Annotated in this window: 9 protein-coding genes; 7 read left to right on the forward strand and 2 right to left on the reverse strand. The window is 50.3% G+C overall.

Annotated elements, in window-relative coordinates:
• Entirely contained in the window at nt 1–1905 is a 1905-nt protein-coding gene (locus tag ACTJJS_RS05305; protein ID WP_440662759.1) for a DUF3857 domain-containing protein, read from the forward strand.
• A 111-nt stretch (nt 1906–2016) separates the two neighbouring features.
• Here ACTJJS_RS05305 and ACTJJS_RS05310 read toward each other — a convergent pair whose 3' ends face one another.
• A complete protein-coding gene (locus ACTJJS_RS05310; RefSeq protein ID WP_440662760.1) occupies nt 2017–3312 on the reverse strand; it encodes an OmpA family protein in 1296 nt (431 codons plus the stop codon).
• A 397-nt stretch (nt 3313–3709) separates the two neighbouring features.
• On the opposite strand from ACTJJS_RS05310, the gene ACTJJS_RS05315 reads away from it, so the two are divergent.
• The 4 genes from ACTJJS_RS05315 to ACTJJS_RS05330 are packed head-to-tail and all read left to right on the forward strand — an operon-like array spanning nt 3710 to nt 7731.
• Entirely contained in the window at nt 3710–4813 is a 1104-nt protein-coding gene (locus tag ACTJJS_RS05315; protein WP_440662761.1) for a hypothetical protein, read from the forward strand.
• A 14-nt stretch (nt 4814–4827) separates the two neighbouring features.
• On the forward strand, nt 4828–6033 hold the full coding sequence (locus tag ACTJJS_RS05320) for a quaternary amine ABC transporter ATP-binding protein (RefSeq protein WP_440662762.1): 1206 nt from the start codon (nt 4828–4830) through the stop codon (nt 6031–6033).
• Between the two features lie 11 nt (nt 6034–6044).
• On the forward strand, nt 6045–6878 hold the full coding sequence (locus ACTJJS_RS05325) for an ABC transporter permease (protein WP_440662763.1): 834 nt from the start codon (nt 6045–6047) through the stop codon (nt 6876–6878).
• A 7-nt stretch (nt 6879–6885) separates the two neighbouring features.
• Nucleotides 6886–7731 carry a glycine betaine ABC transporter substrate-binding protein gene (locus ACTJJS_RS05330; RefSeq protein ID WP_440662764.1) on the forward strand — a complete coding sequence of 282 codons (846 nt, stop codon included), beginning with the start codon at nt 6886–6888 and terminating at the stop codon, nt 7729–7731.
• A 305-nt stretch (nt 7732–8036) separates the two neighbouring features.
• On the opposite strand, the gene ACTJJS_RS05335 is transcribed toward ACTJJS_RS05330, so the two are convergent.
• Nucleotides 8037–10391 carry a right-handed parallel beta-helix repeat-containing protein gene (locus tag ACTJJS_RS05335; protein ID WP_440662765.1) on the reverse strand — a complete coding sequence of 785 codons (2355 nt, stop codon included), beginning with the start codon at nt 10389–10391 and terminating at the stop codon, nt 8037–8039.
• Nucleotides 10392–10598: 207 nt separating this feature from the next.
• On the opposite strand from ACTJJS_RS05335, the gene clpB reads away from it, so the two are divergent.
• Entirely contained in the window at nt 10599–13199 is a 2601-nt protein-coding gene (gene clpB / locus ACTJJS_RS05340; protein ID WP_168868979.1) for an ATP-dependent chaperone ClpB, read from the forward strand.
• Nucleotides 13200–13314: 115 nt separating this feature from the next.
• Nucleotides 13315–13794: a nucleoside deaminase gene (locus ACTJJS_RS05345; protein ID WP_440662766.1), complete on the forward strand. Its 480-nt coding sequence runs from the start codon at nt 13315–13317 to the stop codon at nt 13792–13794.
• Nucleotides 13795–13821 lie beyond the last annotated feature (27 nt).

Below are 13821 nucleotides of genomic sequence, written 5' to 3' on the forward strand. Positions count from 1 at the left end.
ATGTATAAAATAATGTCATCCCTTGCAGCCGCATTGTTATGCTGTACCAGGCTGATGGCCGGCGACCCGGTGTATCCTGTGAAGGCCATCCCGGACTCTATGCGGGAAAATGCCCACCTGGTGAAGCGGTTCGAGGAGATTGTCCAGACCATCTCCGGTCCGAAAGAAGTGAATGTGGTTACCCACTATGTGCTCACCGTGCTCGATGAAGAAGGCGCTGAGGCCAGTACGCTCGTAGAGTCATATAACAAACAGGTCGATGTGAGGTCCATCAGCGGCGCGTTATACGACGCTGACGGTAAACTGGTAAAAAGACTGAAACAGTCCGATATCAAAGACCTCAGTGTAGACGGTGACGGCAGCCTGATGACCGATACCCGCTATAAAGTACACCGGTTCTATCATAACATCTACCCCTATACGGTGGAATATGAAGTGGAAGAACGGGTGAATAACACCTATCATCTCCGCTCCTGGATGCCTCAGATCATAAAAGAATGTACAGTGGAACTGTCCCGCTTTGTTGTAGAAACGCCTGTAGGCTACAAATTACGTTATCTGGCTTCCGGCGCTGCCGGGGAGCCAAAGGTGGCTGAAAAAGGGAAAGTAGCATACAGCTGGGAAGTGAAAAATATTCCTGCGTTTGCAGGGGAACCTTATTCCAGGGAATTTGTGGAGCTGAGCGCCAACGTGTTATTATCGCCTTCTGTTTTTAAGTTCGATGATTACGAGGGCAACGGTAGCACGTGGGAAGGCCTGGGTAAATTTGGTTACACCATCAATGCCGGCAGAGATGAGTTGCCGGACAACATCAAACAGAAGGTACAGGAGCTGACGGCCGGTCAGTCGTCCAAAGCACAGAAGATACAGGCGCTCTATAAATGGCTGCAGCAAAATTACCGTTACATCAGCATTCAGCTGGGTATCGGCGGCTTACAGACCTTTGATGCCAAAACCGTTGCTGCAAAGGGCTACGGCGATTGCAAGGCGTTGTCTAATTACATGATGGCATTGTTGAAAGAGGCGGGCATTAAATCCTACTGTGCCTGGGTAAAAGCAGGAGAGGGGGAGAAATATATTAATGAACAATTTCCGGATGATAACTTCAATCACGTGATCCTGTGTGTGCCGGACAAGGATACCACCTGGCTGGAATGTACCAGCAATACGCTTCCTGCCGGATACCTGAGTGGCTTTACATCAGACCGTGCGGTATTACTGCTCACGGAAGAAGGGGGAAAACTGGTGCACACGCCCGCATTGGGCATGAAAGACAACCGGCAGGTACGTACTGTCAATGCGGTCATGCAGGACAACGGCAACCTGAAGGTGTCTGCTGTTACTATGCGTAGCGGTGAAGAACAGGAAACGCTGCATGAAGCGCTGCATGTGTACAGCAAAGACAAACAGCTGGAGATGATGCGCAAATCCCTCGATTTGTCAAGTTATGATGTAGGTAAATTTGACTGCCGGGAGCTGCCGGCGCTCATTCCGGAGATTGAAGAACAGCTGGACCTTAACTGCAATGCCTATGCCACGGTAACGGGCAAACGTATTTTTATTGTCCCCAATATCCTCAACCGGAGCAGGGTAGGTAAATTGGAACCGGATAGTAACCGTATCTCTGATGTAGTGCTGAAATTCGCTTTTGAACATGTAGATTCTGTCAGCATTACGGTGCCGGAAGGTTACAAAGCTGAAGCAATGCCGGCGCCGGTAGCCCTGCAAACGAAGTTCGGCAGCTACAGCGCCACCGCTGCCATGAAAGGTAACACTATTACGTATATACGCAAATTGCAGCGGAAAGCTGGTACTTTCCCCGCGGCAGAATACAACGAATTTGCAAAATTCTATACCGCCATCTACCGTGCAGACCGCAACCGGATGGTGCTGGTGAAGGAATAGGTCAATTACGAATTACGAATTACGAATTACGAATTGAGGGCTGTCTTATAAAGCGGTTAATAAGTAACCACCCTATGAGACAGCCCTCAATTCGTAATTCGTAATTCGTAATTATTTTTCCCGTACGCTCACAGAGATATGCCTGTCTTTTTTCCTTTCTTCATCAGGAGCGGTGGCTTCAGCTTTGGCGAATTGTGAGCCATAACCTTCGGCGCCCAGCAGCTGTTTCATGTCCGCCTTTTCGTTTTTGAGGGCTGTTTCCACAGCTGTGGCACGTTCCTGCGACAGTTTCAGGTTCTTGGTACTGTCGCCGGTTTTATCGGTGTAACCGCCGATTTTGATTTTAGCTTTAGGGAAAGCTTTGAGGATGGCAGCGATGTTTTTCACCTGCTGCATACTTTCCGGTGTGAGCTCTGCGCTGCCGGTTTTGAAATTGAGGTTATCGAAATCAAACCATACATCTTTCCCGGCCGGCCGGCTGTCGTCTTTGAGGAAGGTCACCAGTTGGTCTTCAATACCGCCTTTGTAGGCCTGAAGTACGGTACCATCGGGCAGTGTCACCTGGATATTCTCGCGGCTGACAACAGGACCGCCTTCTGTTACATGCGTGGCTGCGGAATCTGCCAGCTGACTGGTGGTAATACTATCGGTGGCGGTGGTGCTTTCAGGCTTATTGCCTCCACAGCCCCTCATCAGGTACCATAGCAGGATGATGGCCACCAGTATCAGCAGGAGTGACCATATCCACCTGCCGCCGCCGCTCTGTTTTACTGTGTTGATCGCGGAGTTGGCAGCGCCGGTAGCGGCCCCAATACCTGCTCCGCCAATGCCTGCAGCAAGGCCGCCCAGTTTTTTGCCAAGGTCGCCCAGACTGGAAAGGCCCAATATGCCGGCCAGGTTAAGGCCGCCGGGCACGGCGTTTAAGATGCTGTCTTTTTGTGTATTCAGGAAGGAAAGGAAAGAATTGGGGGTAAGGTTGTTTTGCGCCGCATATTGTCCTGCTGCGCCTAATGTGGCTGGTGCGGCTGTCTGCAATAAGGTGCTGGCAGAAGATTCCTTGATGCCTGCGAAGGAAGACAACATGCCCGTGATAGAACTGATTTTGTCGCCAAAGAGGCTGCGCAGCAGGTCCCCGCCTTTGGCCAGCAGGCCACCACCGCCACTTTGCAAGGCGCCCGCCACGGCTGACGGATTAGCGTCGCCTGCCACGCCTTTGATCATATTCAGTAAACCACCGGCGTCTCCACCTGAACCGGCTTTATTTAACAGTCCCGTTAATACGACCGGTACAATCCCACTTAATGCTTTTTGGATGCCGCCTTCGCTCTCCCCCAGTTGTGAGGAAGCCTGACTAACGACATTACTGTTAAAAATACTTTTTGCACTTTCAAGTAAGTCAAATGACATAATTGTAGGGTTTAATGATGAAGAAATTGCTGGAACAGATTGGAATTCAACCGAACTTATAACAATCTCTTTTGCGAGGTTGTTTGATGTTTTTCAAAAAATGCTTGGCAGCGGAGCCATTTTTTCGTATTTTTGCAAAGCTTAACGCAAAACCCGACTGTTTAAAAGTGCCTTCCGAGCACAACGCATTACGCTATAACAGTCAATATTATTGGAAATTTGATCATTTGTCGGGCCGTTTCGCGCCCGGTTTTCCTTTTACGCTCGCTGTCAACAGTGCAGTGGCATGCTCATAGGTCCCCTATGTCGCCCGGGAATAGATCAGCTTAAACATATTAAATAATTGATGACTATGATAAAATCATTGCATTGGTTGTTGCTATGCTTATTGCTTCTCTTGCCTAGTTTGGTTATTGTTGCACAGGATAGTACGGAAACCAGAAAAACAGATAAACCCACGTTTCACGTCGGAGGCGCATTGCGCTTTAACTATAACCTCTCGTCCTGGAAAAAGGAACAGATGAAGAGAGGTGGCGATTTCGGCTTCGACATGTTCCGCGTAAATGCGGACGCGTCCTGGAAAAAATTATCGCTGCACGCTGAATACCGCTTTTACTCAAAAGATTTTGGTGGCAGCTTCCTCAAGGAAGGATATGTGCGCTATCACTTCAACGATAGTACGCACCTCGATATAGGCCTTACACAGGTGCCCTTCGGTAACGTGACCTACAACTCGCACAGCTGGTTTTTTAACCTGCCTTATTATGTTGGGAAAGAAGATGACTATGATATGGGGATCAAGTTTGAACGCCGCGCCAACCGCTGGCTGTATCAGCTGGCATTCTTCAAGAACGCGGAAGAACTCAGCTTCGGCGATAAGTCGGCCATTGACCCCGGCCGCTACTCTTACGATGTGGCTGGCCGCAATAAAGAAGTCAATCAGGGAAATGCCCGCGTGGAATATTTCCTGAATAAAAATAACAGTATAGGCGCTTCCGTAATGCTGGGCGGATTGTATAACATCCCCTCCGGAAACATGGGAAGCCACTGGGCCGCAGCGGTACACAGCAACCTGAACAAAGACCGCTGGAACCTCAAACTGCAATCCATGTACTACCGCTATAATGTGGCCGACTCTGCCCAACTAGCGGACCATGTGGAAATGGCGGCCTATGGCTCGTCTTATCAGGTAGCCGCTGAAGCATTTATGCACACGGCCTCCCTGTCTTATACACAGCCGGTCCACTGGGGACCTGTCAGTGCATTAACGTTTTATAACGATTACTCCTATATGCAGAAACAGGGCAAAGGGCTTTACAACTCCCAGATGAATGTGCTGGGATGTATGATCACGGCAGGCCACATATTTACTTATGTGGATTGGGCCGCCGGTAAAAACCATCCGTGGCTGGGACCTGTATGGAACGAAGCCCTGGCTGCCGGTACGCCCGATGCCCGCTGGCACAGCCGCCTGAACCTGAACATCGGGTACTATTTCTAAATGCTAAAATCACGATGATGCCTAAACTAAAAATAGAAAATCTTACGCTGATCTTCGGCCGCGAACAACAAGAGGCGCTGCAGATGCTTCAGCAAGGCCAATCAAAAGCGGACATACTGGAACGTACCGGTGCTACCGTCGGCGTGAAAAACGCTTCCTTTGAAATTGAAAAAGGAGAGTTTTTTGTAATCATGGGCCTCTCCGGCAGTGGTAAATCCAGCCTCCTGCGCTGCCTGAACCGCCTCATAGAACCCAGTGCCGGCAAAGTGTTGCTCAATAACGTGGATATCACGGCCCTCGCCGATGCCGACCTGCAGAAGGTACGCCGCAAGGAAATAGCCATGGTGTTCCAGAAATTCGGATTGCTGCCGCATCGCTCTGTACTGGAGAACGTGGCTTTCGGCCTCGAGCTGCAAGGCATGCCGGTGGAAGAGAGACTGGAGAAGGCGCGTAATGTTATCGAACTGGTAGGCCTCAAAGGCTATGAAAATATGATGCCCGCTGAACTCTCGGGGGGGATGCAGCAACGCGTAGGCCTGGCACGCGCACTGGCCAACGAGCCGGAAGTACTGCTCATGGACGAAGCCTTCTCTGCCCTGGACCCGCTTATCCGCACCCAGATGCAGGATGAACTGCTGGACCTCCAGGAAAAAATGCATAAAACCATTGTGTTCATCACCCACGACCTCGATGAGGCCATCCGCCTCGGCGATCGCATCGCTATCATGAAAGACGGAGAAGTGATACAGATCGGTACACCGGAAGAAATCCTCACGGCACCGGCCAATGAATATGTGAGCTCCTTCGTGGAGAAGGTTGACCGCAAAGCGATCATCACCGCCTCTTCCCTCATGGACACCAAACCCACGACGGCCGTTTTCCGGAAAGACGGCCCCGAAGGCAGTCTCCGTAAAATGAGGGCCACCGGCCTTAAAATATTGCCAGCCGTTACGGTAGATAAACATTTCCTCGGTTTCGTATACCTCCATGAAGTGCTGGAAGTAAAACAACGGGGCGATAAAACCATCGAAGCGGTCATCCATCGCGATGTGCCGGTAGCACACCCGGATACCACTGTGGAACAAATGCTGCCCTTCATCGCGGAAACAGATAAACCAGTGGCTGTGGTAAACCCCGCCAATAACAAGCTGCTGGGGCTGATATCCCAGACATCCCTGATAATTGAAACCACGGGTAGCCAGACTAACCCGCAAGCATAAACGAATTTTGTATGATTAGAATCGGAAAATATATAGAACAATTTATTAATTGGCTCACGCACAATTTCAGCCCCTTCTTTAAGATGGTAAAAGCCTGCGTGGAAACCATGGTAGACGGGGTGGTGGGATTATTCACCTTCCTTCCCTTCTATGTGGTGATCACACTGGTGGCCATCCTCGCCTGGCGACGGGCCGGATGGGGCATAGGCGTGGTTACGGCACTGGGCCTGTCCCTGATCTACGCGATGGGCTACTGGGCGCCTACCATGGAAACACTCTCCCTGATACTGGTATCTGCCTTTATTGCGCTGATCATCGGTATTCCGCTGGGCATATGGGCGGCAAGAAGCAGGACCGCCGGTCGTGTGATGCGCCCGTTGCTCGATTTCATGCAAACCATGCCGGCCTTCGTGTACCTGATCCCTGCGGTGCTTTTCTTTGGGCTGGGGAAAGTGCCCGGTGTGTTTGCGACCATTATCTTTGCTATGCCGCCTGCGGTAAGACTGACCACGCTGGGCATCAGCCAGGTGCCGGAAGATATCGTGGAAGCTACCCGTTCTTTTGGCGCTACTCCGCGGCAATTGCTCTTTAAAGTGGAACTGCCGTTGGCACTGCCGACTATCCTCGCTGGCGTCAACCAGACGATTATGATGGCTCTCTCTATGGTAGTGGTATCAGCGATGATCGCAGCGGGCGGACTCGGGGAAGTTGTCCTGAAAGGGATTACCCAGCTCAAAATAGGACTGGGCTTCGAAGGTGGTATTGCTGTAGTGATACTGGCCATTATACTGGACCGTATCACACAATCGTTCGGTAAAAAGAAATTAAAGAAAAACGCTAAATAAAGATAGTATGAAAAAAATTCTTCTCCTCGCACTGGCGGCAGTAACGCTGACATTCGCCGCCTGTCAGCAGGGCGATAAAAAAGGCAGCAGGAAAATTACCATCGGTTATGTCAACTGGGCGGAAGGGGTGGCCATGACCCACCTGGCCAAAGTGCTCCTGGAACAGCAAGGCTATACCGTCGCGCTCAAAAATGCCGACGTGGCGCCCATCTTCGCAGCTGTCGCCGGTGGCGATGCCGACGTGTTTATGGACACCTGGATGCCTGTTACCCATAAAACATACATGGAAACATTCGGAGATAAAGTCACGGTGCTTAATACCAACTTCGACAGCGCGAGGATTGGCCTGGTAGTGCCAGACTATGTCGCCGCCCGTACCATCGAAGATCTGGCCAAACAGAAACCTGCTTTCGGCGGTAAAGTAGTAGGCATCGATGCCGGCGCAGGTATCATGACCAAAGCGGAAGACGCTATCCGCGCCTATGATCTGGACTATGAGCTGCAATCCTCCAGCGAAGCGGCTATGATGGCGACCCTGAAGAAAAGTATCGATGAAAAAATGCCAATAGTGGTAACGGGCTGGGCGCCGCATCACATGTTCGCCCGTTTCAAACTTCGTTTCCTTGAAGATCCTAAAATGATATTCGGCGACATGGAGAAAATCATGACCATCGCCAACAGCGAGTTCACCGTGAAAGACACCGTAGCGGTTAACTTCTTCCGTAAGTTCAAACTCAATTCGGAACAATTAAGCTCCCTCATGAACGTCATGGCTGATGCCGACGGTAAAGAAGACGTCGCTGTAAAACAATGGATCAGCCAACACGAAGCGCTGGTAAAAGAATGGATGTAACATTTTTTGATGCTCGATTTTTTGATTTCAGGATTTCGGAAGAAATAACAGATGTTATTAAGTGTTGATAGAAGGATGATTGAAAAAAGGGCAGACACCTTAAAGTGTCTGCCCTTAACTTTTGTTACAATCTCGGCTCCAAACGTCTATCAACCTCCACACCAAACACCTGTCAATCTCCGCACCAAACGTCAATCTCCACACCAAACACCTGTCAATCTCCGCTCCACATACCTATCAACCCTACTGCATGTAATATCCCCACTGCCGCAAGAGACAACCAAATCTAATTGTAGCCCAGGGCTTCAGCCCTGGGGACCAATAATTTGCAGTCGCTGATTCCGGAAAATAGTCAGTTTTTCCCGTCTGTCACCCTGACGGCTATACGCATTCAGAATGTCTTTTACTTTTTCCACCACCGTATCTCCAACTTTTAAAATCACATCACCGGCCTGCAACTGGTAAGGAAAGTTGTCCGGCACGCTGATTACGTACACGCCATTGTCGTCCGGTAACCCTGCTGCCGAGCGTTCTCCCAATGTTTCGATGTTTTTGATGCGGGCGCCCAGCCAGGTGGTTTCAGATGTGGTAAGCAGGCGTTGTTGCGCCAGTACGGGCAACGGCACTTTTTTCGCCAGATGTCGCAGTGCCGGGGATACTACGCCGAAACTGTCCATGGAGAAGTTGTTGAACAGTATGAGCAGGGCAGGGGAGGTGGCTTTCACCCGGTAGTCTCCTCCAATCGGGTTGACGAACCCCGGATCGCCGCTAACGGAATGTTTGTCTGTTTCCGTGGGAAGGGCTGTATTTGCCGGGAACAGGTTGTTGTCAATTTCATCGCCCCAGTGATGGATGCCAATAGGTTTGTAAGGGCCGGTGACAATATTGTGCCGGAAGATATCATGGCTGTTTTTAAACCATACATGTGGATGGAAAGAGTTATTGAGAATAACATTGTTTTCTACAGTCCTGTAGAAACCTTCGCGCAGTTTAAGCCCTCCATTCAGGCACACGTTATTGTAGATGTAATAATTGGAGGAGCCATCGTCCAGATCGATGTCCCAGCCGTGATCGCAGCGGAAGCGGTTGTGATGCAGGTGGGTGGTGTAGATGGCGTCCAGCAGGATAAGCTCAGGGTGTGCTGCTGTAAGGCTGTCCATGGTACGGCGGTCCGGATGCCAGTAACGGTCGCGGCCCCAGGAGTTGAATGCGCCATGGTCGCCTGTTTCCAGGACTGTGTTAAATACATCGTTATATGCAATGTCATGCCCGCCAAAGGTGCCTTCACTCACGTTGATGCCTGCACGGGGTACGTCATAGATGGTGTTATGCAGTACGCTGATGTTCATCGCCATGGACAGCTGCACGCCGGCAGTTTGTTTTTCGATGGTGCCGGTGCGGTAAATCAGGTTGTTATAGGCTGTACAGGAGTCCGGGTAGTGGTTGGTTTTAGGGCCGCGTACGGTATCGATGGCGGCCAGTGGCTGTGACTCATTGTATTCAAACAACGGTGAACGGACGGCGTCCGGATTGCCGACAAAGCAGATGCCGCTGCCGCCGGCATCATGGATGTGGCATCCGCTGATGAGGGCGTGGCGGTTATAGTTGCTTACAAAAACAGCGTTGCCGCCGTTATGGTCAAATTCGCAGTCCCGGATGGAGCAGTGTTCGGTGCCTTCCAGCAGGACGGTGCCGCCGCGGTAAATGGTCCAGTCGCTGCGCAGCAGCGGTTCCCGTGTATCCATAAACGTTGGGGCGGTATGTGCAAAGCGCAGGTTGGCGATGGTCACATTCCGTACCGGATTGTCTGCGCTGCCTTTGAGGGCTATCACCTGTTGCAGCCGTGATACTACCACGTTGGCTTTTGACAGGCGGGTACCGGGTGCCGGCTTATAATACAGTGTTTTATCAGGTTGATCATAGAACCATTCGCGGGTGGTGTCCAGCTCTTCGAAAATGTTCTCAACAAAACGATGGGCGGCGTGCATGCCCATCTGCCGGTTGTTCTGATAACCGCCTTCGAGTTGCAGGGTGTTGTCGGGGTTTACGCCGGTGATGCGGTAATGGTAACCGCCCCATTCTCCCTTATGCAAAGCATGAACATATCCGCCCTGTGGATGTTTCCATGTTTTTATCCTTTCAGGGCTGAGCGCATCGGCGGCGCTGCCGTTGTAGTGTTTTGCGCTGCTGTCGTAGTTGGGGTAGCGGGCGCGTACCTGTTGTTCATCATTGATGTACAACTGATCAAAGTTATAAGGCAGGTCGAGCCTGGCTTTATAGATACCTTTCTTCCAGCGCCGCCATTTTACTTTAATGGGTTGGCCGCCGCTGAGGGTGATGCTGTCACCCGTGTTGGCAGGCATAAATACAATACTGCCGTTGCCGTTGGCCAGTTCCGGTGTGATGACCAGCGTGGTGTCCAGGTACCAGGTGCCGGGCTGCGTAAAGATGATGGCCAGTGTTTTACCGGGATAGGCTGCCCGTTTCTCCCGCAGCACATGCTGTAACCGGATGATATTGCCATCAGGCGGCAATGGGTCGCCGGTGCGGATGCCTGCTGGTATATATACGGTGTCGTTAGACACACGTTCCTGGGCCTTGGAAGCCAGCGGTCCCGCCAGGGACATCAGCAGGAGAAGATAGAGGTTGATAGATTTCATCGCTCACATATTAGAGAAACGCTAATATACGGCGCTGATTTAAAGTCTTTCATGCTATTTTAACAGTTAATAACCTTATCTTCTGCTAAAAATGCAGGAAACTTATACGTAATATGTCATAATTTCCGAAAAACAACATTGGTTCAGGCTTTGTTAATACTACAACACGTTTGTAAATCACTAAAAAAAGGAGCAAAACATTACTATATGAACCTGAATAACTTCACTATAAAATCGCAGGAAATACTGCAACAGGCGCAGCAACTGGCATTTAATAACCAAAACCAGGCTATCGAAACGGGGCACATCTTAAAGGCCTTGTTGGAAGACAATGACAGCCCGGTAGAATACCTGCTGAAAAAGAATGCTGTAAATACCAGCCTGCTCAATACCAAACTCAATGAGCAGCTGCAGAAATATCCCAAAATGGTGGGCGGCGAAGCCGGACAAGTATTGAGCCGCGACGCCAACAACGCTTTACTGCGTGCAGGCGCTACTATTAAGGAATTTAAAGATGAGTTTGTAAGCGTGGAGCATTTGCTGCTGGCCCTCCTCGGCGGTAGCGATGATACTTCCAAACTGCTGAAAGATGCCGGTCTCACAGAGAAAGGCCTTAAAGCAGCCATCAAAGAATTACGTAAGGGCGAAACCGTTAATTCCCAAAGCGGCGGTACCCAGTTCAATACATTACAGAAATACGCTAAAAACCTGAACGAGCTGGCCCGCGAAGGCAAGCTGGACCCGGTGATAGGCCGCGATGAGGAAATCCGCAGGACCCTGCACATCCTCTCCCGCAGATCTAAAAACAATCCGATACTGGTAGGTGAACCAGGCGTAGGTAAAACCGCTATCGTAGAAGGACTGGCACACCGTATCCTCAATGGCGACGTGCCGGAAAACCTGAAATCAAAAACCATCTACGGCCTCGATATGGGCGCCCTTATGGCCGGTGCCAAATACCGCGGTGAGTTCGAAGAAAGACTGAAAGCAGTGGTGAAAGAAGTGACAGACAGTGATGGAGACATCATCCTCTTTATCGATGAGATCCACACGCTGATCGGTGCCGGTGCCATGGAAGGCGCCATGGACGCTGCCAACATACTGAAACCCGCCCTGGCCCGTGGAGAGCTCCGTGCTATCGGCGCTACTACGCTCAATGAATACCAGAAATACTTCGAAAAAGATAAAGCGCTCGAACGCCGCTTCCAGAAAGTGCTGGTGGACGAGCCCAGCGTGGAAGACGCTATCTCTATCCTCCGCGGCCTGAAAGAAAGGTACGAAAGCCATCACCATGTGCTGATCAAAGACGAAGCGATCATTGCCGCGGTAGAACTGTCGCACCGTTATATCACGGATCGTTTCCTGCCTGACAAAGCCATTGACCTGATTGATGAAAGCGCAGCCAAACTGCGGCTGGAAATGAACTCCATGCCGGAAGAACTGGATGAACTGGAAAGAAGGATACGTCAGCTGGAAATCGAAAAAGAAGCGATCAAAAGAGAAAATGACGAAGATAAACTCAGGGAACTGAGTGAAGAAATAGCCCGCCTCAGCGAAGAACGGAATACGTTCAAAGCCAAGTGGCAGGCAGAGAAAGAAGTGGTGGACAAGATCCAGGGCGCTAAGTCGGCCATCGAAAACCTGAAACTGGAAGCTGAACAGGCGGAACGTAACGGTGATTTCGGCCGCGTGGCGGAAATACGCTACGGTAAGGTGAAAGAACAGGAAAAACTGGTACAGGACCTGACGGAAGAACTGAGTACAATATCTGCGCATAACAAACGTCTTCTTAAAGAGGAAGTAGATGCGGAAGATATCGCGGAGAATGTGGCCAAAGCTACCGGTATCCCGGTGGCGAAGATGATGCAGAGTGAAAAAGACAAGCTGCTGCACCTCGAAGAAGAGCTGCACCGCCGCGTAGTGGGACAGGAAGAAGCCATCATCGCCGTGTCCGATGCTATCCGCCGCAGTCGCGCTGGTTTGCAGGACCCGCGCCGGCCTATCGGCTCCTTTATCTTCCTGGGTACAACCGGGGTGGGTAAAACCGAGCTGGCCAAAGCACTGGCAGAATACCTGTTCGATGACGATCAGATGATGACCCGCATCGACATGAGCGAATACCAGGAGAAACATTCCGTAAGCCGCCTGGTGGGCGCGCCTCCGGGATATGTAGGATACGATGAAGGCGGTCAGCTGACAGAAGCAGTACGCCGTAAGCCCTACTCTGTAGTGCTGCTCGATGAAATCGAAAAAGCACACCCGGACACTTTTAACATTTTGTTACAGGTACTTGATGATGGCCGTCTGACCGATAACAAAGGCCGCGTAGTGAATTTCAAAAACACCATCATCATCATGACCAGCAATATGGGCAGCCATATTATCCAGGAAAATTTTGAAAACATTAACGATTCCAACAGAGAGGAAGTAGTAGACAAGACGAAAGAAGAAGTAATGGCACTGCTGCGTACTACCATCAGACCGGAGTTCCTCAACAGGGTGGATGAAGTGATTATGTTCCAGCCACTGCTGCGTGATGAAATTAAAGGAATAATTAACATTCAGTTACAGCAACTGAAGGACATGGTGGCAAAAAGTGGCATGATATTGGAATTTTCTGACTATGCGCTGGAGTATCTTTCTGTACAGGGCTATGATCCGCAGTTTGGCGCAAGGCCGCTGAAAAGATTAATACAGAAGGAAATCATCAACCTGCTCAGCAAAAAAATACTGGCAGGAGACATTGATAAATCCAAACCCGTGCTGATCGATGTTTTCGACGGCGTGGTAGTCATCCGAAACAAATAATACAAGCAATTCTAAATACGACGATACATAGTTAACGATAAACCCCGCGATTCTTCGCGGGGTTTTTTATGCCTTCTTTTCGGTAAATTTGAATGAACCAATATTTGTAGCGTTTATGATTGGAGAAAGAGAAAGAAAATTCATGCAATATGCAGTGGCTTTGTCCCGTAAGGGAATGGAGCAGGGGGATGGTGGCCCTTTCGGGTCTATAGTGGTAAGAGGGGAGGAGATCGTGGGAGAAGGATGGAACCAGGTGCTGTGTGAAAATGATCCTACTGCCCATGCGGAAGTAATGGCTATCCGTGATGCTTGTAAAAGGCTGGGCACTTTCCAGCTGACAGACTGCGAAATATACACCTCCTGTGAGCCTTGCCCCATGTGCCTCGGGGCTATCTATTGGGCACGGCCGTCAAAAGTGTATTATGCTAATACCAAGGAAGATGCTGCTGCCATCAATTTCGATGACTCTTTTATTTATCGCGAGATCACCAAGCCGCATGAAGAAAAGAAAATCCCGCTGATAGCTTTGCGGGATGAAAATGCGTTGGAAGTGTTCCGGCAATGGGCAGCTATGAATAACAAAACCCTGTATTAGCCGGGGAGAGATGACCGGAAGATTTGA

The sequence above is a fragment of the Chitinophaga sp. 22308 genome (assembly GCF_052045305.1).
GTDB classification, from domain to species: Bacteria; Bacteroidota; Bacteroidia; order Chitinophagales; family Chitinophagaceae; genus Chitinophaga; species Chitinophaga varians_A.

Excerpts from the sequence above, each read along its gene's own strand:
- ACTJJS_RS05305 (WP_440662759.1), top strand. The coding sequence starts at position 1 with ATGTATAAAATAATGTCATCCCTTGCAGCCGCATTGTTATGCTGTACC.
- ACTJJS_RS05310 (WP_440662760.1), bottom strand. The coding sequence starts at position 3,312 with ATGTCATTTGACTTACTTGAAAGTGCAAAAAGTATTTTTAACAGTAAT.
- ACTJJS_RS05320 (WP_440662762.1), top strand. The coding sequence starts at position 4,828 with ATGATGCCTAAACTAAAAATAGAAAATCTTACGCTGATCTTCGGCCGC.
- ACTJJS_RS05325 (WP_440662763.1), top strand. The coding sequence starts at position 6,045 with ATGATTAGAATCGGAAAATATATAGAACAATTTATTAATTGGCTCACG.
- ACTJJS_RS05330 (WP_440662764.1), top strand. The coding sequence starts at position 6,886 with ATGAAAAAAATTCTTCTCCTCGCACTGGCGGCAGTAACGCTGACATTC.
- ACTJJS_RS05335 (WP_440662765.1), bottom strand. The coding sequence starts at position 10,391 with ATGAAATCTATCAACCTCTATCTTCTCCTGCTGATGTCCCTGGCGGGA.
- clpB (WP_168868979.1), top strand. The coding sequence starts at position 10,599 with ATGAACCTGAATAACTTCACTATAAAATCGCAGGAAATACTGCAACAG.
- ACTJJS_RS05345 (WP_440662766.1), top strand. The coding sequence starts at position 13,315 with ATGATTGGAGAAAGAGAAAGAAAATTCATGCAATATGCAGTGGCTTTG.